Here is a 19,605-nt window from a genome sequence, read left to right on the forward strand (position 1 = left end):
CCCCGGCCTCCGCCCTCAACAAATGCACGCAGCAACCAGAACCAAAAAGCCGTACAACATCCACCCCACAGCAAAGGAACAAAAAAAAGCCCGCACGAAGGCGGGCAACTTGCTTGCACAAGGGGGAGGAGCCGACCACAGCGGGTCGACGAATAAATCATAGCCCCAGCCCCCAAAAAATGCGTGTGAGGTATTTCACACTTCACGCCTTCGTGATTGATGAACAAACCATCCGCCATTGGTGAAAAAACAGCATCAATGACACCACCGATCTGGCGCCCAATCGCATGCAGGCCCTCCAGACAAAGCCTGCGCAACGAGCGATCCCCATGACCACCACAACGACCCCGGCCCCGCAACAGACAAACAACAACAGCAGCAACACCAAGGCCTGGGTGATCGACCTCGTGCTCCTGGCAGCGCTGTGGGGTGCGTCCTTCCTGTTCATGCGCATGGGCGCCGCCGAATTCGGGGCGCTGCCCACGGCGGCGGCCCGGGTCGGCATCGGTGCCGTCTTTCTGTTCCCCCTGATGATGCTGCGCGGCCAAGGGGCGGCGCTGGTACAGCACTGGCGCGCCACCATGGGCATCGGTGTCTTCAACTCGGGCCTGCCATTTGCGCTGTTCAGCTTTGCGCTGCTCACCATCAACAGCAGCCTGGCGGCGGTGCTCAATGCCACGGCGCCGATGTTCGGGGCCCTGGTGGCGTGGGTCTGGTTCCGCGAGCGGCCGGACAACTGGAGGCTGGTGGGGCTGGCCATCGGCTTCACGGGCGTGGTCATGCTGGCCAGCGGCAATGCCGGGCTGCGCGACGGCGATGGCGCGGGCAATACCAACAACGCAGCACTCTGGGCCATCGGGGCCTGTCTGCTGGCCTGTCTGTGCTACGGCATCGCCGCCAGCGCCACACGCCGCTACCTGACCGGCGTGCCACCCCTGGCCACGGCCACTGGCAGCCAGATCGGCGCATCGCTGCTGCTGGCCGTGCCCGCCATCGCCTACTGGCCCCAGCACATGCCCACGCTGCGGGCCTGGCTGGCCATCCTGGCGCTGGGTGTGCTGTGCACAGGCGTGGCGTACTTCCTGTTCTTCCGTTTGATCGAGCGCGCGGGCCCTGCGCGCGCGCTCACGGTCACGTTTTTGCTGCCGGTGTTCGCCACCTTCTACGGGGTGGTCTTTCTCGACGAAAGCATCACGCAGTGGATGCTGGTCTGCGCGGCCGTCATCGTCTGCGGCGTGGGGCTGTCCACCGGGTTCATTGCGCCGAAGTCAAAGCGCGCCGCCAGCGACAGCACGGCGAAAACCTGAGCCGGCTGGTTCAGCGTTGCCTGAGGTACACCTGCGGCGTCATGCCCAGTTGCTTGTGGAACATCGCGATGAAGGCCGAGGGCGCGCTGTAGCCCAGCTCCAGCGCCACGTCCTTGACCGCGCGACCGGCCTCCAGCAGCGCAATGCCGCGCACCACCTTCAGGCGCTGGCGCCATTCGCCAAACGGCATGTGCAGGTCGCGCTCGCAGCGCCGCGCGAGGGTGCGCTCAGTGGTGTGCACCAGGGCCGCCCATTGGGCCAGCGAGCGGCCGTCCCAGGGGCTGGCCTGCAGCGCGTCGAGCACCCGGCCCAGCAAGGGGTCTTGCGAGGTGGGCAGGTAGCTGTCATGGCTGGGGGCGACGCGCAATTCGTCCAGCAGCACCTCGAACAGGCGCTGGTCGGGGGCGCTGCGCGGCACGTCGATGCCACGGCTGTGCAAGGTATCGAGCACGGCGTGAATCAGCGGGCTGATGACCATGGTGCAGGGCTGGCGCGGCAGTGCGGCGCACAGCGCCTCAGCCACATAGACTGTGGCGTAGCTCGCCTCATGGCGGTTGCTCGACACATGCTCCAGGTGCGGCGGTATCCACACGCCGTACTGCGGCGGCGCAAGAAACACCTGCCCGCCCATGCCCACCTCGATCACGCCGGACAGCGCATGCACGAACTGCCCTGCCGCATGGCTATCGGCCGGGTCGGCACCACCGGGCTGCAGGTGCACGACCTTGAACAGCATCGGTGGCAGCACGGCTGCTGCCTGCACTGCAGGTTTGCGAGCGGCCTTGGGGTTGTGCATCTTGTCTGGCTTCCTTGATCGCTTGTCCGAACAGGCGTATTTGATTGAATCTGGTCAATTTAGACTGATTCTGCCCGCAACAGTCCAGGACGAAAGCCATGCTCACCAACCACCCCACCGAATTCGACGCACAGTCCCCTGCCAGCGCCATGGCCGAGAAGTTCGCCCGCGACGGCGTGGTCTGCCTGCGCGGGGTACTGCGCCCCGCCGAGGTCGAGCGGCTGCGCGAGGGCATCGACGCCAACCTGGCCGCGCCCAGCCCGCGCGCCAAGGTGGCCAGCCGCGCCGACGACCCGGGCTTCTTCATCGAGGACTTCTGCAACTGGCAGGAGATACCCGCGTACTGGGACGTGATCTCCCAATCCGCCCTGCCCGAGATCGCGGCCAAGCTCACGGGCAGCAGCCAAATACGGCTCTACCACGACCATATGCTCACCAAGGAGTCGGGTACGCGCCAGCGCACGCCCTGGCACCAGGACCAGCCCTACTACAACATCGAAGGTAGCCAGAACGTGAGCTTCTGGATCCCCGTCGATCCGGTCTCACGCGCCTCCACCCTGGAACTGGTGGCGGGCTCGCACCGCGGCCCCTGGCTGATGCCGCGCACCTTCATGAGCAACGAGGCGAAATGGTTCCCCGAGGGCGCTCTGGCCGACCTGCCCGACATCGAGGCCGACCGCGCTGCCTACGACATCCGCGGCTGGGCCGTGGAGCCCGGCGACGCGATTGCCTTCAACATGCTGACCCTGCACGCCTCGGCCGGCCTGGAACCCGGGCGCCGGCGCCGCGTGTTCTCGGTGCGCATGATCGGCGACGACATCACCCATGCACCACGGCGCTGGAAGACCTCGCCGGATTTTCCGGGGCTGGTAGACGCTTTGCCAGCGGGGGCGCCGATGGAGCATGCGCTGTTTCCGGTGCTGTGGGCTGCGGGCGCGTGATGCCCGCAGCGGGGTGAGACTACGCCAGCAGGCGGGCCTTCTGCCGCTGAAACTCCAGCTCGGTCAGCACGCCTTCGTCGCGCAGTGCCACAAGCTGCTGCAGTTGATCGGCTACCGGTAGTGCAGGCGCTGCTGCAGCAGCCTCGGCTGCGAGCTCGCGGGCTGCGCGCATTTCACTTGCATGGATCGCGGCCTCCAACACGCCATGCCAATGGCGTGCCTGCTTCATCGCCGCTCTGTGCTCGGCACTGTTCGCAAAGACTCTGCTGTCCAGAAAAAGAACGGTGTGGGTGGGCGCAGCCGTGTTCTTGACGATGACGTGCAATTCCACGCGCAAGATGATGTTGGTGCTGTAGCTCTGGCTCGGTGCCGTGTCCTCAAAGACGTCGACCGACAGGATGTCCCCATAGCGAACCACGGTGCTGGAAGCCGGCTCCCAGACAGGGGTATAAACCCCGTCTTGCCCAACTGCCCCGGCGCCGGGACGGGGGCAGCGCACAAGGCACAGCTTCCTGTGTACCTCGTCAATGGCAATGCCGGTCATCTTGTCGATCCCCATGACCTCTTGGGTAGGAGGAAATCCGTCGACCTGCACCTGTTCAATCTTCTGCGCCTTCTTCTCCCGTTTGGGGACGCTGCTCTTCAGCACCCAGGGAGCAAGGGCAACGGCGGCCAACAGGGACACTACAAAGACAAAGAATTCCACGCATATCCCCCCAATGGATACCGACGTTCAGGGACGGCTTGCCTTGCCGCCCGCACTGCCGCCCCGCAAGGGCCTCAGCAGATCCGCCAACCCGTTGTGGTCGATCTCATACATCAGCGCCAGCAACTGCCCCAGCTCCCCTTTCGGGAATCCCTCGCGCGCAAACCAGCCGAGGTAGTTGGCAGGCAGGTCGGCGAGCAAGGTGCCCTTGTGCTTGCCATAGGGCATCTCGGTGGTGACCAGGCGCTGCAACTTTTCCGCATCCATCGCGTGCGCTCCCTCAACCGCCCGCGTGCTTGACCTTGTGGCCGAGCTTTTGCAGCGCGGCCATCACGCGGTCCACGTGGTCGCCCTGGATTTCTATCACGCCGTCCTTCACCGTGCCGCCGCTGCCGCAGGCGGCCTTGAGCTGCTTGCCCAACTGGTCGAGCGCGGCGGCATCCACCGGCACGCCCTTGACCAGGGTGACGGCCTTGCCGCCGCGGCCCTTGGTCTCGCGCGATACGCGCACAATGCCGTCGCCGGCAGGCACGGCGGCCGCCTTGGCCAGCGCCTTGCAAACGCACTGGGCGACGGGCTGGCGGCAGTCGGGGCACATGCGGCCGGTGTCGGTGGAATAGACCAGGCCGCCCAGACTGCCCAGGTCGGCCAGCGACTTCTTGGGGGCGGGGGCCATTTACTTCGGCTCCCGCACGATGAGGGGGGTATCGGCGGGGTTGGCGCCGATTTCCTTTTGCAGCATGCGGAAGTTGAGCAAGCGCGTGGCCATCACCGTCTCTGCCAGAAAGCACACCAGCGCCAGCAGGAACGAGGCCACGCCGGCGAGAAAGCCTGCGATGGCCAGGCGGTTGGCCTGGTAGTCGAAGGTTTCGCCCAGGAACAGCAGGATGATGGTGATGCCGATGAGAAAGGCGCAGAAGGTCAGCAGTGCAATGCAGCCGTTGGCCAGGCGTCCGCGCAGGCGCAGGTCACCGAGCTCGGCGTAGGCGCGCGCGGTGTACTCGGGGTCGTTGTTGGCGCGGGCGCGGTCTTCCACCACGCGGGCGCGGTCGATGATGCGCGCCAGCCGGCCGGCCACGGCGCCGATCATGCCGGAGACGGCGGTGAGCAAGAACACGGGCGCCACCGCGAGCTGGATGCCGTGGGTGATGACGGAGGGATCGGTGGGGATGGCCATAAGCGGGAGTAGCGTGTATGCGGGCCGCCCGATTATCGGCGCACAGTGCGGGCTGGCGGCACGGCAAACCAGCCATTGACCGGTGCCAGAACCCCAATGCAGGACAATCGGGGGAATACAGACAGCCCGCGCGCGGGCTGCGCCCACCCATTTTTCTGTTTTTCTTTTGTGGCCGTGCCCATGCACAGGCCGCCTTGCCCATGCCCTTTGCTGCCCTCGGTCTCTCCCCTGCCCTCGCCCATTCCGCCCAGGCCGTGGGCTTCACGGTGCCCACGCCTATCCAGACCGAGGCGATCCCCGCCATCCTGAACGGGCAGGACCTGCTGGGCATTGCGCAGACCGGCTCGGGCAAGACGGCGGCGTTCGGGCTGCCGCTGCTGCAGGCGGTGCAGCTGGGCGCCACCGGCCAGGCGTCACGCCACGCCACCGCCCTGGTGCTGGTACCCACGCGCGAGCTGGCGGCCCAGGTGGGCGAGGTGCTGCGCGACCTGGCGGGCCATTTGCAGCAGCCGCCCAAGGTGGCGGTGGTGTTTGGCGGTGTCTCGATCAACCCGCAGATGATGGGCCTGCGCGGCGGAGCCGACATCGTCGTGGCCACGCCGGGCCGGCTGCTCGACCTGGTGGAGCACAACGCCATCCAGCTCGGCAAGGTGGCCCACCTGGTGCTGGACGAGGCCGACCGCCTTCTGGACCTGGGCTTTGCCGAGGAGCTGCAGCGCGTGCTGGCCCTGCTGCCGGCCAAGCGGCAGAACCTGTTCTTCTCGGCCACCTTCGCCGCCCCGGTGCAGGCGCTGGCCGATGGCCTGCTGCACCAGCCGCTGCGGGTGGAGATTGCGCCCACGCCAGACCACACCCCCGATATCGCGCAGCGCGCCATAGCGGTGGACGACAAGCGCCGCACGCAACTGCTGCGCCACCTGCTCAAGGAGCACGGCTGGACGCGCGTGCTGGTCTTCGTGGCCACGCAGTACGCGGCCGAGCATGTGGCCGAAAAGCTGTACAAGGCCGGCATCTTCGCCAGCCCCTTCCACGGCGGCCTGAGCCAGGGGGCGCGCAAGCAGGTGCTGCAGGAGTTCAAGGACGAGCGCTGGCAGGTGGTGGTGACCACCGACCTGGCTGCGCGCGGCATCGACATCGCCCAGCTGCCTGCGGTGGTGAACTACGACCTGCCGCGCTCGGCCGACGACTACGTGCACCGCATCGGCCGCACCGGCCGCGCGGGCGAGAGCGGCGTGGCCGTGACCTTCGTCACGCCCGACGCCACGGCGCATTTCCGGCTGATCGAAAAGCGCCAGGGCCTGGCGCTGCCGCTGGAGGTGATTGCCGGCTTCGAGCCCACCGAGGCGGCCCCGCCCCCCGCCCCGGCAGCGCCCGGCGAGCCCGGCACTGGCGGCATCAAGGGCCGCCGCCCGAGCAAGAAGGACAAGCTGCGCGCTGCGGCAGCCGAGGCAGAGGCCGAGGCGGCTGCCGAAGCCGCCCGCCCCGTGGGCAAGAAGCCACCCAAGCCGGAATAACCCCGGCCGTTAGACAAAAAAAACCGGCGTGCCCCGTGAAAGGCAAGCCGGTGTGTCGGTGGGACGGGCACAAGCCCGTATCCGCCAGGTTGTCAGTCTTCGCTGTCGTCGTCTTCGGCACCCATGCCGTCGTTGGCAGCATCCTCGTCACGCGAACCTGCAGGCCGCGCCGTGCGCTTGCCGGGCTTGGCCAGGATCTCGACGTAGAACTGCTTGCCGCCCTCGGCCACCACGCCGTTGATCAGGCCGGTGAGGGCCGACAGGTGCACCACCGTGGCGGCCTCCTTGGTGGCGCCGAACTGGCAATCGAAGTCCCAGAAGTCCGCGCCTTCGGGGATGTCACGGCGCCGTTCGCGCTTGATGTACTTGCGGATATCGTGCTTGACGGACTCCAGAACCCGGTCCGGATTCTTGCCTTCGACATGTAGTTGGAAAATTTTTCTCATGGGCGATGGTACCGCTTGCGGACCCAGGGCCGTACCAAGGGGTCATGAACCGGGGCTTGCAAGCCCCGGAAAACAGGCTCAGGGCCTGCGCGCAATCTCCAGGAAGGCGCGGTTGAGCCTGGCATCCGCCTCGGTCAGCTTCGTGCGGCGACTGGCCAGCCAGGCGTCGTCTTTGGCCAGGGACTCGCGGGCGCTGGCCAGCATGCGGCGCACCTCGGCTGGCTGGGGGCCGCCCACTCCGACGCGGGTTCTGACCATGTTCTCGGGCGATAGCGTCTTGCGGAAGGTGGCTTCGTCCAGCGGCAGGCGCAGGTCGGTCAGGCTGTATTTCTTGCCGGCCTCGGCATAGATGCGCACAGCCTCCTGGTAGGGGAACTCGCTGGGGCGCAGGTTCTTGCTGCGTGCGTACACCACCACCTCGGAGGCGAAGTGGTGCCCCACGCGAAACTGCACGCGGCTGGTGCGCTGCAGGGTTTCGGCCAGCTCCATGGAGGTGGTCCATTCCGACTCCAGCTCTTCGAGCGAGCGCACGGGGTCCACCTGCAGCGCGTCGAGCACCTCCTTGAACTGCTGGACCATCTCCACACCCAGCACAAAGGTCCGGGCGCCGCCCTGCGCGCTCCAGGCGTTCTTGTAGTCGATCATGCCGGGCGTGACGTTGTGGGCACGCAGCGTGACGGCCTGGGCCGAGGCCACCACGTCCGATGCCTTCAGGCGCGTGTTCTGGATGATGCCGGGGTTGGCCTTTTGCGGCATGGCGCTGCTGGTGTAGGTCTTGCCGGCCGACAGCAGCAGCCAGGGGCGCGTCTGGTGGTACTGCACGTGCACGTCCTGCATGAAGGCGCCCACGCGGATGGCGGTGGAGCTGGCGATGCCGACAGCCTCGATGGGGATGTCGTAGGTGCTGACCTGCCCGGCGTCCAGCGAGTTGACGATGAGCCCGTCGAACCCCAGCAGGTCGGCCAGCCGCTCGCGCTTGAGCGGCCAGCTGGAGTTGGCCAGCACGGCCGTGCCCAGCGCGCTGCGGTTGATGCGGGCATAGGCCTCGCGGATGCGCGTGGCATCGCGCTCGAACGAGTCGGCAAACGCCAGCAGGTAGTGCGCGTAGCTCACGGGCATAGCCTGCACGCCGTTGGTGTAGGCGGGCACCAGCGTCTCCACGTTCTGGGCGGCCAGCTCCAGCAGGCGGGAGCGGGCGCTGCTCAGGGCGGTGGCAAAGTCCAGCACCTCGGTGCGCAGCTGGGCGGCGTTCAGGGTGGAGTGGATGTCCTGGCGGCTGCGGCCCGAATGGATCAGCGTGGCGTCCGGGCCGGCGGCATCGGTGATGATCTTTTCAACCTGCAGCACGTCGGTGGGCCGGCGGCCGCCGGGCTGCGTGGCCTGGTCGATGGAATGGGCCACGCCCCGTGCGATGGGGCCCGCCAGCGGGGCGGGGATGATGCCTTCTTCCACGTTCATCACGGTGGATGCCATGTTGATGCGGCCAAACCAGTAGAAGACATCCTGCGCCTTGGCCTGGGCGCTGGTGGCATCGCCGCTGAAGGTGCCCTGGATCTTGGCGACCTGGGCGCGGCATTCTTCGGTGGTGCGGCAGGCGGTGTCGAGCGTGTCCGCTGCGTGCGCAGCAGCGGTGGCGGCCAGCAAGGCGGCAACGCACAAGGCGATTTTGGTTTTATGGCGGTTCATGGGCGTCTCAAAGAGGAAAAAGGGAAAAGGGCATGCGGCGTCCACTGGTTGTCTCCAGGCGCGTGTTCAGGGGATCGGGCGCGCATACAGGTGCGTACAGGTGCGTGGGGTGTCTCCGTCAGATTCTTGTTCTGTGAGGCTTTTGCCTCCAGCATCCAAGAATTGAATGGATTACTGGAGCGGCTCAGCGGCCATTCTGGTCATGCAGCCCTCTCCGTCAAATTCAAAGGCGCTCTAAGATATTCAAATAATGAATACAAGACCGCCATGACGCCCACCACCCCAGATCTGTTGTTTGCGCGACTGCTGGGCCGTGCGCGCCTGAAGCACCTGCAACTGGCCGTGCACATTGCCGAGTTGCAAAGCCTGCAGAAGGCTGCCTCGGCCATCGGCCTGAGCCAGCCTGCGGCCACGCACGCGCTGGCCGAGTTCGAGACCCTGCTGGGCACCCCGCTGTTCGAGCGGCACGCGCGCGGCATGCGGCCCTCGGCTGCCGGACTGGCCCTGCTGCCCCTGGTGCGCAATGCGCTCAAGCTGCTGCACGCCTGCGCGGAAACGGCAGCCTCCATGCAGCATGGCGCCACCGGTCTGGTGCGCATCGGCGCCATCCACGCGGCCGTGGCGGGGTGGCTGACGCAGGCGCTCCCGGTGTTCAGCCGCACCCACCCGGACGTGGCGGTGGAGGTGCATGAAGTGCCGGCCGACCAGTTGCTGCAGATGATCGAGGCCAACCGGGTGGACATCGTGCTGTGCCGCGAGCCCCAGCCCTTGCCCGAGGGCCACCTGTTCACCCCCGTGCGGGCCGACCACTACGTGGTGCTGTGCCGCAACGGCCACCCGCTGGCAGGGCAGGCCCATGTGTCCGACGACGACCTGCGCGCACACACCTGGCTGGTGCCGCCGCTCACCGGCATTGCGCCGGCGGAGTTCAACGCGCTGTGCGTGCGCCTGGGCGGTACGCCGCGCACCTGCCAGGTCTCCAGCCGCTCGGCCCTGCTCACGCAGGCCATGCTGGACAGCGGCGACCTGCTGGCGCTCAGCCCCCACCACTTTGCCCGCCCGCTGCTCGAAGCACGGCTGCTGACCCACCTGGCCGTGCCGCACATGGCCATGCCGCCACTGGGCATGCTGCGCCGTGCAGCAGCGGCCGCCGATGCCCCGTCAGCCGTGGCCCGGCTGGCCGAGAGCCTGCTGGCCTGGCACGACATTGCGGCACGCTGACCAGCCTCTGACCAGCGGCCACAGCGGCCCTGCGATCCAAATCCCCACCAAATTTCAGCTTTCCCCTTCCCCGGAAAACCCGTTCTGTACTATTGACCTCAATCAAAATTTACAACAGAGGAGGTGGACTATGTCGACAGCAGGATGGATTTTCTACGGCGTGGTAGTGGTGTTGCTGGTATGGGCCGTGGCGGTCTACAACCGCCTGGTGCAGCTGCGCAACCGCATTGCCAATGCGTTCGCCCAGATCGACGTGCAGCTCAAGCGGCGCTACGACCTGATCCCCAACCTGATCGAGGTGGCGCGCGGCTACATGGCGCATGAGGCGTCCACGCTCGAAGCGGTGATCAAGGCGCGCGGCAATGCGCAGACCGCTGCCACCGCAGCGCGGGCGGCGCCGGCCAGTGCCAGCGCGCTGGGCGCCCTGGCCACGGCCGAGGGCGTGCTCGGCGGCAGCCTGGGCCGGCTGATGGCGCTGGCCGAGGCGTATCCTGACCTCAAGGCCGATGCCTCCATGAAATCGCTGAGCGAAGAGCTCACCAGCACCGAGAACCGCCTGGGCTTCGCCCGCCAGGCCTACAACGACCAGGTGCTGGAGTTCAACGACAAGGCACAGCAGTTCCCCGACCTGATCGTGGCGCGCCTGCTGGGCTTCGTCAGCTCGCCGATGCTCGAATCGACGCAGAACGCAGAAGAACGCACCGCACCCAAAGTCCAGTTCTGAGCAGCCCGCGTCACCGCGAGGGACTGAGTCATGAAATTCTGGAACCATCAAGAAAACGCGCGCAGCGAAACGCGCCGCCTGCTGCTAGGCTTTGCCATTGCCGTGGCGCTGCTGGTCGCTGCCGTGCACGGGGCGCTGGTGGTGGCCTGGCTGCTGATGGCGGCCGTGCTGCCCGGCAACCTGCCCTACCCTGCCGGCTTTCTGGCCGTCAACGTGGGCGTGTCGCTGATGCTGGTGCTGGGCGGCTGGTGGGTGGAGACGTCGAACCTGCGCGCGGGCGGCGTGAAGCTGGCCACGCGCGCCGGTGCGCGCGAGCTGCGGCCCTCGATCTCGCACGCCGAGCAGCGCCTGGCCAACATCGTCGACGAGCTGTGCATTGCCGCCAACATGCGCCGCCCGCAGGTGATGGTGGTGCCGCGCGTCGACGCGATCAACGCCTTTGCCGCCGGCTGGGACGACAAGGATGCGGTGGTGGCCGTGACGCAGGGCGCGCTCGACTACCTCAACCGCGACGAGATGCAGGGCCTGGTCGCCCATGAGCTGAGCCATCTGCACGAGGGCGACACGCGCCTGAAGATGCAGCTGGCCGGCATGGTCTACGGGCTTGAGCTGGTCTACAACTTTGGCGACACGCTGCGCGAGCGGCGTGGCCTGGCCTGGTGGTTCGGCTCGGCCATCATGCTCGCGGGCTTTGCCGGCTGGCTCACGGGGCGCATGCTCAAGGCCGCCGTCTCACGCCAGCGCGAGTACCTGGCAGACGCCCGCTCAGTGCAATGGACGCGCAGCAAAGAGGGCCTGGGCGGCGTGCTGCGCAAGGTGATGGGCCAGCGCCGCGACACACCGGCGGGCTACGCCCAGGACCACCGCCACACCGGCCTGGCACTGCCTTCGGTGCAGCACATGCTGCTGGTGGACGTGGAGGGCGGCGGCAGGCTGGAGCGCCGGCTCGACACCCACCCCACGCTCGAAGACCGGGTGCGGCGCGTGTATGGGCGGCCCATGCAGCCCCTGGCGGTGTCGCCCGTGCCTGTGGAGCCGGAGCCCGCACGCCGCAACGGCGCAGCCCTGGCACCGGGCGCCGTGACCATCGCCTCGCTGGTCGACCCGTTCGCAAGGTTCACCTGATACGGGCCTGCGCTGTCAGGCATTGGCAAACAGTTGGTGGCGTTTTGCGCGCGCGGTGCCACAATGGTGCACTACGCATTGTTACAAACGAATGCACCACGATCAGGAACTGTTGCAACTGCTGCCCGCAGCGGCACTGGTGGTGACGCCGGCTGGCGCCATCCTGCGGGCCAATGCGGCCGGAGTGGCCTTGCTGGAGGCCGACAGCGAGCAGGCCCTGCTGGGCCGCATCCTGGGCCACTTCGTGCACCCCATGGACAAGGCGCGCTCCAGCCAGCGCATCGAGCGTGTGAAGGAGCCCGGCCATGCAGGGCGGCCCAACAAGTCCTCCGAGTTCCGCGTGCGCACCGACAAGGGCCAGCTGCGCATGGTGCTGGTGGCCAGCGTGGCGATTGAATGGCAGGGCGAGCCGGCCCTGCTGATGTGCGGCATGGACATGACGCACCAGAGCGAAATCCAGGAGCAGCTGCGCGAGAGCGAGCACAACTTCAGGCGCCTGTTCGACAACATGCAGGACGTGTACTACCGCACCGACGCGCAGGGCGTGGTGCAGCACGTGGGGCCGGGGGTGCGCCGGGTGCTGGGCTATGAGCCGCACGAGATCGAGGGCCGCACGGCAGAGTCCTACTACCCGCAGAGCAAGGACCGCGATGCCTTCAAGGTGGCCATCCAGGAAAAAGGCGAGGTGGCTGACTTTCCGGGGCAGATGGTGCGGCGCGATGGCGTGGTGATCGACATCTCCATCAGCAGCCACGCGCTGTACGACCACCTGGGCCAGTTCGCCGGGGTGGAGGGTATCTACCGCGACGTGACACAGCGCAAGAACCTGGAGCGCGAGCTGCACCGCCTGGCCACCACCGACATGCTGACCGGCATGGCCAACCGCCGCGCCTTTCTGGAAACCGCCGAGGCGGCCTTCCACGCCGCACGCGAGCAAGGCACGCCGCTCACGCTGCTGATGCTGGACGTGGACCATTTCAAATCCATCAACGACCGCTTCGGCCACCTCGAAGGCGACCGCGCCCTGGTGGCCTTTTCAAGCGCGGTGATGGAAGGGCTCAGACCCGGCGACGCGGTGGGCCGCCTGGGCGGCGAGGAGTTCGGCGTGCTGCTGCAGGGCACCACGCTGCCCCAGGGCCACGAGGTGGCCATGCGGCTGCTCAATTGCGTGCGCACGCTGGAGCTGGCGGGCATGGATGCGGTTGGCAGCCACCGCTACCGCATCACCGCCAGCATGGGCCTAGGTACGCTCAGGGGCAGTGACCGCAGTCTGCGCGACCTGCTGGACCGGGCCGACCAGGCGCTGTACCAGGCCAAGCGCGAAGGGCGCGACCGGATTGCGCTGGCCGATGCCGACCTGGACGGCCAGGGCTACTGACTTGGCCGGCACACTCCGCGAGGCGGATGCCGATCAGAAATCGAACACTGCCAAGCCCATGCCGTAGCGCCCTTGCAGCGTCGTGGCCATGGCACCCAGGCAGAACGTGGCATACAGCAGAACAAACACCCGGTGGCCGGCTGGCCAGGGGCGGTGCGCCGGGGTCAGGCGCACGGGCCCCAGGGCCGCCGCAAGCAGCATGGCGGGGATAATGAAGTAGCGCCCCTGCAAGCCCTCGATGACGCGCGTGGGGTAGTCGTTCCAGGTCACGGCGAGCGCGAAGAATGCCAGCAGCGCGCTACCCACCGCCGCAACCAGCAGCGTGGCGCGGATGCCAACATCGGCCTTCTGGTAGCTTGTCGCCGCGACGGTCAGACCGGCCGCAAGCAGCAGGCCGCAACCGATGGCGGCCAGGGCAACGCCTGGAATCGGCGCATCGGCCCAACCCAGGTTGCCCACGAACGAAGAGGCGATCAGATGACCCTGGAACGGGTCGGCGATGGTTCGCCCCACCAGGCGCAGGAAATCGAGCGGGTCGCGCAGATAGGTGCCGATGATCTGCCCCGTGGAGAGCGCGCGCACCACGCGGTGGTCCTGGGTGTGGACCAAGCCGTACAGCGTCCACCCGGCACTGGCCGCCAGCAGGGTGGCCGTGGCCGCCAGGCGCTGCCAGGACCAGTGCCTGAGCAGCAGCACCAGCGGCAGCAACACCATGGGAATGAGGTTGGTGCGCGAGGTGACCAGCAGGAAGATGGAAAAGTAAAACGCGAATGCCTGCCAGCGCGTGGCCTTGCCCTCCTGCCACTGCAGCATAAACAGCGACAGCACCAGCAGTGCCAGCGCAAAGCACAGCCCATCGATGGTGGGCGAGATGATCTGGAACAGCGCCATGGGCATCAGCAGCAGGGCCTGCAACAGCACGGAGGGCGGCCCCGTCTGCCAGGCCCAGAAGACCACGCCCAGCACCAGCAGGGTGACCAGCATGCGGGTCAGTTGGTAGCTGTGGCCCAGAGACAGGTCGAGCGCGCGCGCGAGCTTGAGGCCCAGCGCATGCGGCAGGTAGATGAAAGGGGCGTAGTACCCGGTGGCCGACGCATCGACGAAGACCTCATCGTCCATCCAGTCGAACCGCGTAGCTTCGCTCATGAGCCACGCAGGCGACAGGCTCCTGTCGCGGTGCGGCCCAACGATCTTCTGCATCCACTGCGAAAACAGGAAGAAATGGATGTCCACCCAGCCGCCGGTCTTGCCGCGCACATCAGGCTCCAGGCCTTTGAGCAAAGGCTGGCCGTGGGCCACCATGTCGGCGCGCAGCAGGTGCACGATTTCATCGGGCGACTGGAAGGCCGGAATCAACTGCATCATGCCGCAGGCAATGGCAAAACCCAGTGCAAACCAGGCCATCCGCAGCCGCTGCAGTCCAGCAAGGCCTCGCCCCCTCCAGAGGGATGTCAAGCGAGGCCAGCCAGAAAGGTCAGGGCGCAAAAACAATGCAGACAGTCTTCAAAGAAAAATTAGACAGCGACCATCCCAGCTGGCAAGACGATCTTATCCACCGGGGTTTTGACTGCGACGGCCACAAACGCGCAATTGCGTGTCAGGCGTGACCTACGTCACCAAAGAGGGAAGTTTCTGAACGGTGCAGGGACGCGAAAGCCTGAACGCCACTCGCTCCACCACTCGCTCCCGGGTGCCGCGGGATCATGGCAGGCCAGGCCGGCCCTCGCAACCTCGCTTGCAATTTGATTCAGTTGCCTCTCCATCCCCCACAATAGCCACCCCATGAGCCCCCCACACACCCAACGCGCCACGCCCGGCAAGGAAGAGATCGCACTGCTGCCCCCCTTCGAGCGCCTGGGGCCTGACCGCATTGCCCTGGTGACCACCGCCGCCCAGGCCGAGCAGGCCTGCGCCGAACTGGCCGCGAGCACGGTCTGGGGCTTCGACACCGAGTCCAAGCCCACCTTCGTGCAGGGCGAAATGTCCGATGGGCCGCACGTGGTGCAGCTGTCCACCCTCGACAAGGCCTGGGTGTTCCAGCTGCACGACCAGGGCTGCCGCGCCCTGGTGGCACAGCTGCTAGCCCGGCCCGGCACCACCAAGGCCGGCTTTGGCCTGGGCGACGACAAGAAGCGCATCGAGGCCAAGCTGGGTGTGGTGCCCGCAGGCGTGATGGAACTCAACCACGTGTTCCGCCAGCAGGGCTACCGCAAGGACATGGGCGTGAAGGGCGCGGTGGCCGTGCTGTTCAACCAGCGCTTCATGAAGTCCAAGAAGGCCGCCACCTCCAACTGGGCCAACCCCCACCTCACCGAGTCGCAACTGGTGTATGCCGCCAACGATGCCTATGCGGCGGCGCGCGTGTACCACGCGCTGGGGCTGCCGGCCGGCACCTGAGGCAGCTTCGGCATCGCACCAATTCGGCAGCAACATTACTGCAGCGACCGTCCATGATCTTCGACTCTGCGGATTACTACTTCATCGATTTCCAGACCGACCTGCCCAAGGAGGCCGCAGGCACGCGCATCGGCATGTACCTCGCCTGGCTCACCCTGCGCGGATTGGGCGGTGAAGGCGTCAATGGCTACCTGGGCGACCTGCGCGCACGGCGCATCTCCTGCGCGGACTTGCTGTTCGACGCCTGCGACGGCAAGTTGGGCGCACTGGACGTGAACGACGAAGGCCTGGCCTTCACTGAGCACTACTACGCAGCGCAGTTCAACGGCGACTTCGACGCCGTCTTTGCCGGCCAATTCAGCCGCACGGGCCACGACCTCGACGACTCCTGCAGCATCCCCTGCAGCTGGCACAACTTCGACCGCCTGGCCCTGGTGCTGAACCGCCGCCTGCTGGACTGGCGCGCACTGAGCGACCAGGTGGCGTGGCCGGCACTGCCCGCCCTGGATGGCGTCTACGCCGCCGTGCTGCGCGCACTACAGCCCTTCATGCAGACCAAGGGCTTCGTGCACGACCCGGTCAACGAACCCGACATGACCGATGCGCCCTCGCCCAGCCGGGTTGGGCACCTGTACTGCAGCGATTTCCCCGGTGGCAAGCACTGGCTGCTGGTGGTGGTGAAGTCCACGCCGCAGGGCGCCATCTCCCTGGCGCTGACGGTGGCATCGCGCCTGGATACGGTGGCCGAGCGCATCCGCAACCACGGCCTGCCCGAGTATTTCAACGACACGGCCGAGAGCCCCCTGCCCTACACCGCCCTCCTGCGCCTGCCACACTGGCTGCGCGGCGACCCGGACCTTCTGGTGGAGGCCGATGACGACGGGAACACCGCGCTCGTGCTGCGCGGGCCCCAGGGCCTGGCAAAGACCGTGCTCCTGCTGGCCCAGCGCTGCGAAACCTTGCTCGGCCCGCTGCTGGACCAACTGGCCACGGTGCAGGGCCTGGATGCCGTGCGCTGCACGCGCCCGCTGTCGGAGTCGATCCTGTACACCGAGCCGTTCAACCGCTTCGTGCTGTCCACCGCCGAGGCCGCGGGCAACCCGCGCATCCTGCAACTGTGCGACGAGCTGGAGGCCCTGGGCAGTGACCCGCAGGCGCCGGGCTCACGCATGTTCTACCCGAACCTGATGGCACACATTCGCCTGGTGCGCGAGCGCAACGGCGCTGCGTAAGCACTCAGAGCGCAGCGGCCAGGCGCGCAGCCTGATCGATGGCCCGCTTGGCGTCGAGCTCGCCCGCCTCCAGCGCACCGCCCACCACATGGGGCTTTTTACCCAACGCCAGCAGTTCATCGGCCAGCGTGCGCAGCGGCAGTTGGCCGGCGCACAGCACCACGGTGTCGCAGGGGATCCAGGTAGGGTCCTCGCGTTGCTCGCCGTATGAGACGAGCAGGCCCTCGTCGGCAATGCGCTCGTAGTTCACGCCGCCCACCATCTGCACCTGCTTCATCTTCAGCGTGGTTCGGTGGATCCAGCCTGTGGTCTTGCCCAGGCCCTCGCCGAGCTTGCCCTTCTTGCGCTGCAGCAGCGTGACCTGGCGCGCCGGGGGCGTCACCTGCGGGCCCTGGGGCGCCAGGCCGCCGCGTGCCTCGGCGGGGTCGGTGATGCCCCACTCAGCCTGCCAGGCCGTCAGATCGAGCGTGGTCGAATGGCCTTCGTGCACCAGGAACTCGGCCACGTCGAAGCCGATGCCCCCGGCACCGATGACGGCCACGCGCTCGCCCACGGGCTTGCCGTGGCGCAGCACGTCGATGTAGCTCAGCACCTTGGGGTGGTCCTGCCCAGGGATCTTCGGGTCGCGCGGGCTCACGCCTGTGGCCACCACCACCTCGTCGTAGCCCGCAAGGTCTGCGGCCTGCACGCGGGTGGAAAGGTGCAGCACCACGCCCGTGTCCTGCACGCGCGTGGCCAGGTAGCGCAGCATCTCGTGGAACTCTTCCTTGCCCGGCACCTGCTTGGCCATGTTGAGCTGGCCGCCAATGGCCTCGGCAGCGTCGAACAGATGCACCTCGTGCCCGCGCTCGGCGGCCACGGTGGCAGCCGTGAGGCCCGCCGGCCCTGCGCCCACCACGGCAATGCGCTTGGGCTTTTGCTGCGGCGTGAGCGGCGTGTAGACCAGCAGCGTCTCGTGGCAGGCGCGCGGGTTCACCAGGCAACTGCTGGTCTTGTTCTTGAACACATGGTCCAGGCAGGCCTGGTTGCAGGCGATGCAGGTGTTGATGCGATCGGCCCGGCCCTCGATGGCCTTGTTCACGAAGGCCGCATCGGCCAGCAGCGGGCGCGCCATGGAGACCATGTCGGCGCACCCATCAGCCAGCACTTGCTCGGCCACCTCGGGCGTGTTGATGCGGTTGGAGGTGACCAGCGGCGTGGCAATGCCGGCCGCCGTGAACTCGGCCTTCATCTTCTGCGTGACCCAGGCGAACGCGGCGCGCGGCACGCTGGTGGCGATGGTGGGTATGCGCGCCTCGTGCCAGCCGATGCCGGTGTTCACCAGGCTGGCCCCGCCCGTGGCCACGGCCTTGCCCAGGGTAACGATCTCGTCCCAGGCGCTGCCGCCGGGCACCAGGTCGATCATGGACAGGCGGTAGATGATGATGAAGTCCGGCCCCACGGCCTCGCGCATGCGCGCCAAAATTTCCACCGGCAAGCGCATGCGCTGGCTGTAGTCGCCGCCCCAGGCGTCGGTGCGCCGGTTGGTGGTGGCAGAGAGGAACTGGTTGATCAAATAGCCCTCGGAGCCCATCACCTCCACGCCGTCGTACCCCGCCTCGCGGGCACGCTGCGCGCAATTCACGAAGGCACGGATCTGCCGCTCGACCCCGCTGGCCGACAGCGCGAACGGCGTGAACGGCGATATCGGCGACTGCAGCCGCGAGGGCGCCACCGCCAGCGGGTGGTAGGCATAGCGGCCCGTGTGCAGGATCTGCAGCGCGATCTTGCCACCGGCGCCGTGCACGGCCTCGGTCACCACCCGGTGGCGGCGCGCAGCGCCTGCCGTGGACAGCGTGCCCGCAAACGGCTTGGTCCAGCCCGCGATGTTGGGCGCAAAGCCACCCGTCACGATCAACCCCACCCCGCCCTCGGCCCGCTCGCGGAAGTAGGCCGCCATGCGCGTGAGGTCGCGCGCGTCTTCAAGCCCCGTGTGCATGGAGCCCATGAGCACGCGGTTCTTGATCTGCGTGAACCCGAGGTCCAGCGGGGCGAGCAGGTGGGGGTACAGGGCGTGGCCGGGCGGCAGTTCGCTGGCGATGGATTTCATGGTGGGGCGCAGAAAGGGTGGGATGGCGTCCAGAACGCCGGACACAATGTCTAGAACTATTTTCTAGAACTTTATTCTAGAATGCACATCCATGGCAAGTCGCAGTTCCACCAAGACCACCACCGTCACCCCATCCGCGGAGACCACCGACCGCCGCCAGGAGATCCTGAACGCCGCGCTGGCCTGCGCCGCGCAGGCGGGGGTCGAGGCGGTCTCCATCGACGGCGTGCGCGCGCGCTGCGGCGCCAGCGTGGGCAGCATTTATCACCACTTCGGCAGCAGGGAGGGCATCGTTGCGGCGCTGTTCTTCGACATCTTCCACACCCAGTCGCGCAGCATCCAGGCGCAGCTCGATACATCCGTCGGCGTGGAGGCCGGGGTGAAAGCCCTGGTGACCGGTTACCTCGACTGGGTGGTGGCGCAGCCGGTGCATGCGCGCTTTCTGTTCCAGGCACGCGGCTCGGTCGCCGCCGGCCCGCGCAGCACTGAACTGGCCGAGGCCGCGCGCGGCCGCAACCAGGCCCTGGTGGCATGGTTCGAGCCGCATCGGCAAGGCGGAGCATTGCGCGACCTGCCGTGCGAGCTCATGCCCTCGCTGGTGATGGGGCCGGTGCAGAGCTACTGCCGGGCGTGGTTGTCGGAGCGGGCTGGCCAGGGTGGGTTGCCTTCGCCGGAGGTGTACCGCAGTGAGTTGGCGGCTGCGGCTTGGAGGGCGGTGCGGGCGTGATGGGTGTGGGCCCCAGTGCCGTTCTGTATCTGTGGTTACTGCGTGCTTTTGCCGAGGGCGGAGGCCGGGGTGTGCGCCCGGCGGCGCAGTAACTTTCTCTTGGCCGCCAAGAGAAAGTCACCAAAGAGAAGGCGGCCCC

The 19,605-nt window shown here is 67.3% G+C and carries 19 protein-coding genes; 10 read left to right on the top strand and 9 right to left on the bottom strand.

Going from position 1 to position 19,605, the window contains the following annotated elements:
- Window positions 1–329: 329 nt before the first annotated feature.
- Window positions 330–1,307 carry a DMT family transporter gene (locus tag QYL93_RS26245; RefSeq protein ID WP_305746437.1) on the top strand — a complete coding sequence of 326 codons (978 nt, stop codon included), beginning with the start codon at window positions 330–332 and terminating at the stop codon, window positions 1,305–1,307.
- Window positions 1,308–1,317: 10 nt separating this feature from the next.
- Here QYL93_RS26245 and QYL93_RS26250 read toward each other — a convergent pair whose 3' ends face one another.
- Window positions 1,318–2,103: a helix-turn-helix domain-containing protein gene (locus tag QYL93_RS26250; protein ID WP_305746438.1), complete on the bottom strand. Its 786-nt coding sequence runs from the start codon at window positions 2,101–2,103 to the stop codon at window positions 1,318–1,320.
- A 98-nt stretch (window positions 2,104–2,201) separates the two neighbouring features.
- Between QYL93_RS26250 and QYL93_RS26255 the strand changes: the two genes are divergently transcribed.
- Window positions 2,202–3,044, top strand: coding sequence for a phytanoyl-CoA dioxygenase family protein (locus QYL93_RS26255; protein WP_370877041.1), 843 nt, complete (start codon window positions 2,202–2,204; stop codon window positions 3,042–3,044).
- A 19-nt stretch (window positions 3,045–3,063) separates the two neighbouring features.
- Here the strand turns inward: QYL93_RS26255 and QYL93_RS26260 are convergent, their stop codons facing one another.
- From QYL93_RS26260 to QYL93_RS26275, 4 genes are read right to left on the bottom strand one after another with little or no spacing between them, the layout of a single operon-like run.
- Window positions 3,064–3,750 carry an SHOCT domain-containing protein gene (locus QYL93_RS26260; protein ID WP_305746439.1) on the bottom strand — a complete coding sequence of 229 codons (687 nt, stop codon included), beginning with the start codon at window positions 3,748–3,750 and terminating at the stop codon, window positions 3,064–3,066.
- 27 nt (window positions 3,751–3,777) lie between these two features.
- The gene (locus QYL93_RS26265) at window positions 3,778–4,017 is read right to left on the bottom strand and encodes a DUF3820 family protein (protein WP_305746440.1); all 240 of its coding nucleotides are present in this window, start codon (window positions 4,015–4,017) and stop codon (window positions 3,778–3,780) included.
- 13 nt (window positions 4,018–4,030) lie between these two features.
- On the bottom strand, window positions 4,031–4,426 hold the full coding sequence (locus tag QYL93_RS26270) for a translation initiation factor Sui1 (RefSeq protein ID WP_305746441.1): 396 nt from the start codon (window positions 4,424–4,426) through the stop codon (window positions 4,031–4,033).
- A complete protein-coding gene (locus QYL93_RS26275; protein ID WP_305746442.1) occupies window positions 4,427–4,927 on the bottom strand; it encodes a DUF2721 domain-containing protein in 501 nt (166 codons plus the stop codon). It lies immediately after the preceding gene.
- A gap of 200 nt (window positions 4,928–5,127) precedes the next feature.
- Here QYL93_RS26275 and QYL93_RS26280 point away from each other — a divergent pair, with 200 nt between their 5' ends.
- On the top strand, window positions 5,128–6,441 hold the full coding sequence (locus QYL93_RS26280) for a DEAD/DEAH box helicase (RefSeq protein ID WP_305746443.1): 1,314 nt from the start codon (window positions 5,128–5,130) through the stop codon (window positions 6,439–6,441).
- A gap of 92 nt (window positions 6,442–6,533) precedes the next feature.
- Here the strand turns inward: QYL93_RS26280 and QYL93_RS26285 are convergent, their stop codons facing one another.
- Complete coding sequence (locus QYL93_RS26285) at window positions 6,534–6,887, bottom strand: DUF6172 family protein (protein ID WP_057201096.1); 354 nt, start codon at window positions 6,885–6,887, stop codon at window positions 6,534–6,536.
- A gap of 78 nt (window positions 6,888–6,965) precedes the next feature.
- The gene (locus tag QYL93_RS26290) at window positions 6,966–8,573 is read right to left on the bottom strand and encodes a lyase family protein (RefSeq protein WP_305746444.1); all 1,608 of its coding nucleotides are present in this window, start codon (window positions 8,571–8,573) and stop codon (window positions 6,966–6,968) included.
- 267 nt (window positions 8,574–8,840) lie between these two features.
- Here QYL93_RS26290 and QYL93_RS26295 point away from each other — a divergent pair, with 267 nt between their 5' ends.
- From QYL93_RS26295 to QYL93_RS26310, 4 genes are all read left to right on the top strand, one after another.
- On the top strand, window positions 8,841–9,794 hold the full coding sequence (locus tag QYL93_RS26295; RefSeq protein ID WP_305746445.1) for a LysR family transcriptional regulator: 954 nt from the start codon (window positions 8,841–8,843) through the stop codon (window positions 9,792–9,794).
- A 130-nt stretch (window positions 9,795–9,924) separates the two neighbouring features.
- Entirely contained in the window at window positions 9,925–10,518 is a 594-nt protein-coding gene (locus QYL93_RS26300; RefSeq protein WP_305746446.1) for a LemA family protein, read from the top strand.
- 30 nt (window positions 10,519–10,548) lie between these two features.
- On the top strand, window positions 10,549–11,643 hold the full coding sequence (locus QYL93_RS26305; protein WP_305746447.1) for a M48 family metalloprotease: 1,095 nt from the start codon (window positions 10,549–10,551) through the stop codon (window positions 11,641–11,643).
- A gap of 91 nt (window positions 11,644–11,734) precedes the next feature.
- Entirely contained in the window at window positions 11,735–13,021 is a 1,287-nt protein-coding gene (locus tag QYL93_RS26310; protein ID WP_305746448.1) for a sensor domain-containing diguanylate cyclase, read from the top strand.
- Window positions 13,022–13,054: 33 nt separating this feature from the next.
- Here the strand turns inward: QYL93_RS26310 and QYL93_RS26315 are convergent, their stop codons facing one another.
- Window positions 13,055–14,425 carry a DUF2142 domain-containing protein gene (locus QYL93_RS26315; protein ID WP_305746449.1) on the bottom strand — a complete coding sequence of 457 codons (1,371 nt, stop codon included), beginning with the start codon at window positions 14,423–14,425 and terminating at the stop codon, window positions 13,055–13,057.
- A 378-nt stretch (window positions 14,426–14,803) separates the two neighbouring features.
- Between QYL93_RS26315 and QYL93_RS26320 the strand changes: the two genes are divergently transcribed.
- Together QYL93_RS26320 and QYL93_RS26325 are read left to right on the top strand one after the other, a co-directional pair.
- The gene (locus tag QYL93_RS26320) at window positions 14,804–15,418 is read left to right on the top strand and encodes a 3'-5' exonuclease (RefSeq protein WP_305746450.1); all 615 of its coding nucleotides are present in this window, start codon (window positions 14,804–14,806) and stop codon (window positions 15,416–15,418) included.
- Between the two features lie 53 nt (window positions 15,419–15,471).
- Window positions 15,472–16,650 (top strand): hypothetical protein, encoded by a 1,179-nt coding sequence (locus QYL93_RS26325; protein ID WP_305746451.1) that lies wholly within the window; start codon window positions 15,472–15,474, stop codon window positions 16,648–16,650.
- Window positions 16,651–16,654: 4 nt separating this feature from the next.
- On the opposite strand, the gene QYL93_RS26330 is transcribed toward QYL93_RS26325, so the two are convergent.
- The gene (locus QYL93_RS26330) at window positions 16,655–18,739 is read right to left on the bottom strand and encodes an NADPH-dependent 2,4-dienoyl-CoA reductase (protein ID WP_305746452.1); all 2,085 of its coding nucleotides are present in this window, start codon (window positions 18,737–18,739) and stop codon (window positions 16,655–16,657) included.
- A gap of 91 nt (window positions 18,740–18,830) precedes the next feature.
- Between QYL93_RS26330 and QYL93_RS26335 the strand changes: the two genes are divergently transcribed.
- Complete coding sequence (locus tag QYL93_RS26335) at window positions 18,831–19,466, top strand: TetR/AcrR family transcriptional regulator (RefSeq protein ID WP_305746453.1); 636 nt, start codon at window positions 18,831–18,833, stop codon at window positions 19,464–19,466.
- The last annotated feature ends 139 nt before the right edge of the window (window positions 19,467–19,605 follow it).

The sequence above is a fragment of the Acidovorax sp. A1169 genome, from assembly GCF_030704685.1.
In the GTDB taxonomy this organism is placed as follows: Bacteria; Pseudomonadota; Gammaproteobacteria; order Burkholderiales; family Burkholderiaceae_C; genus Acidovorax.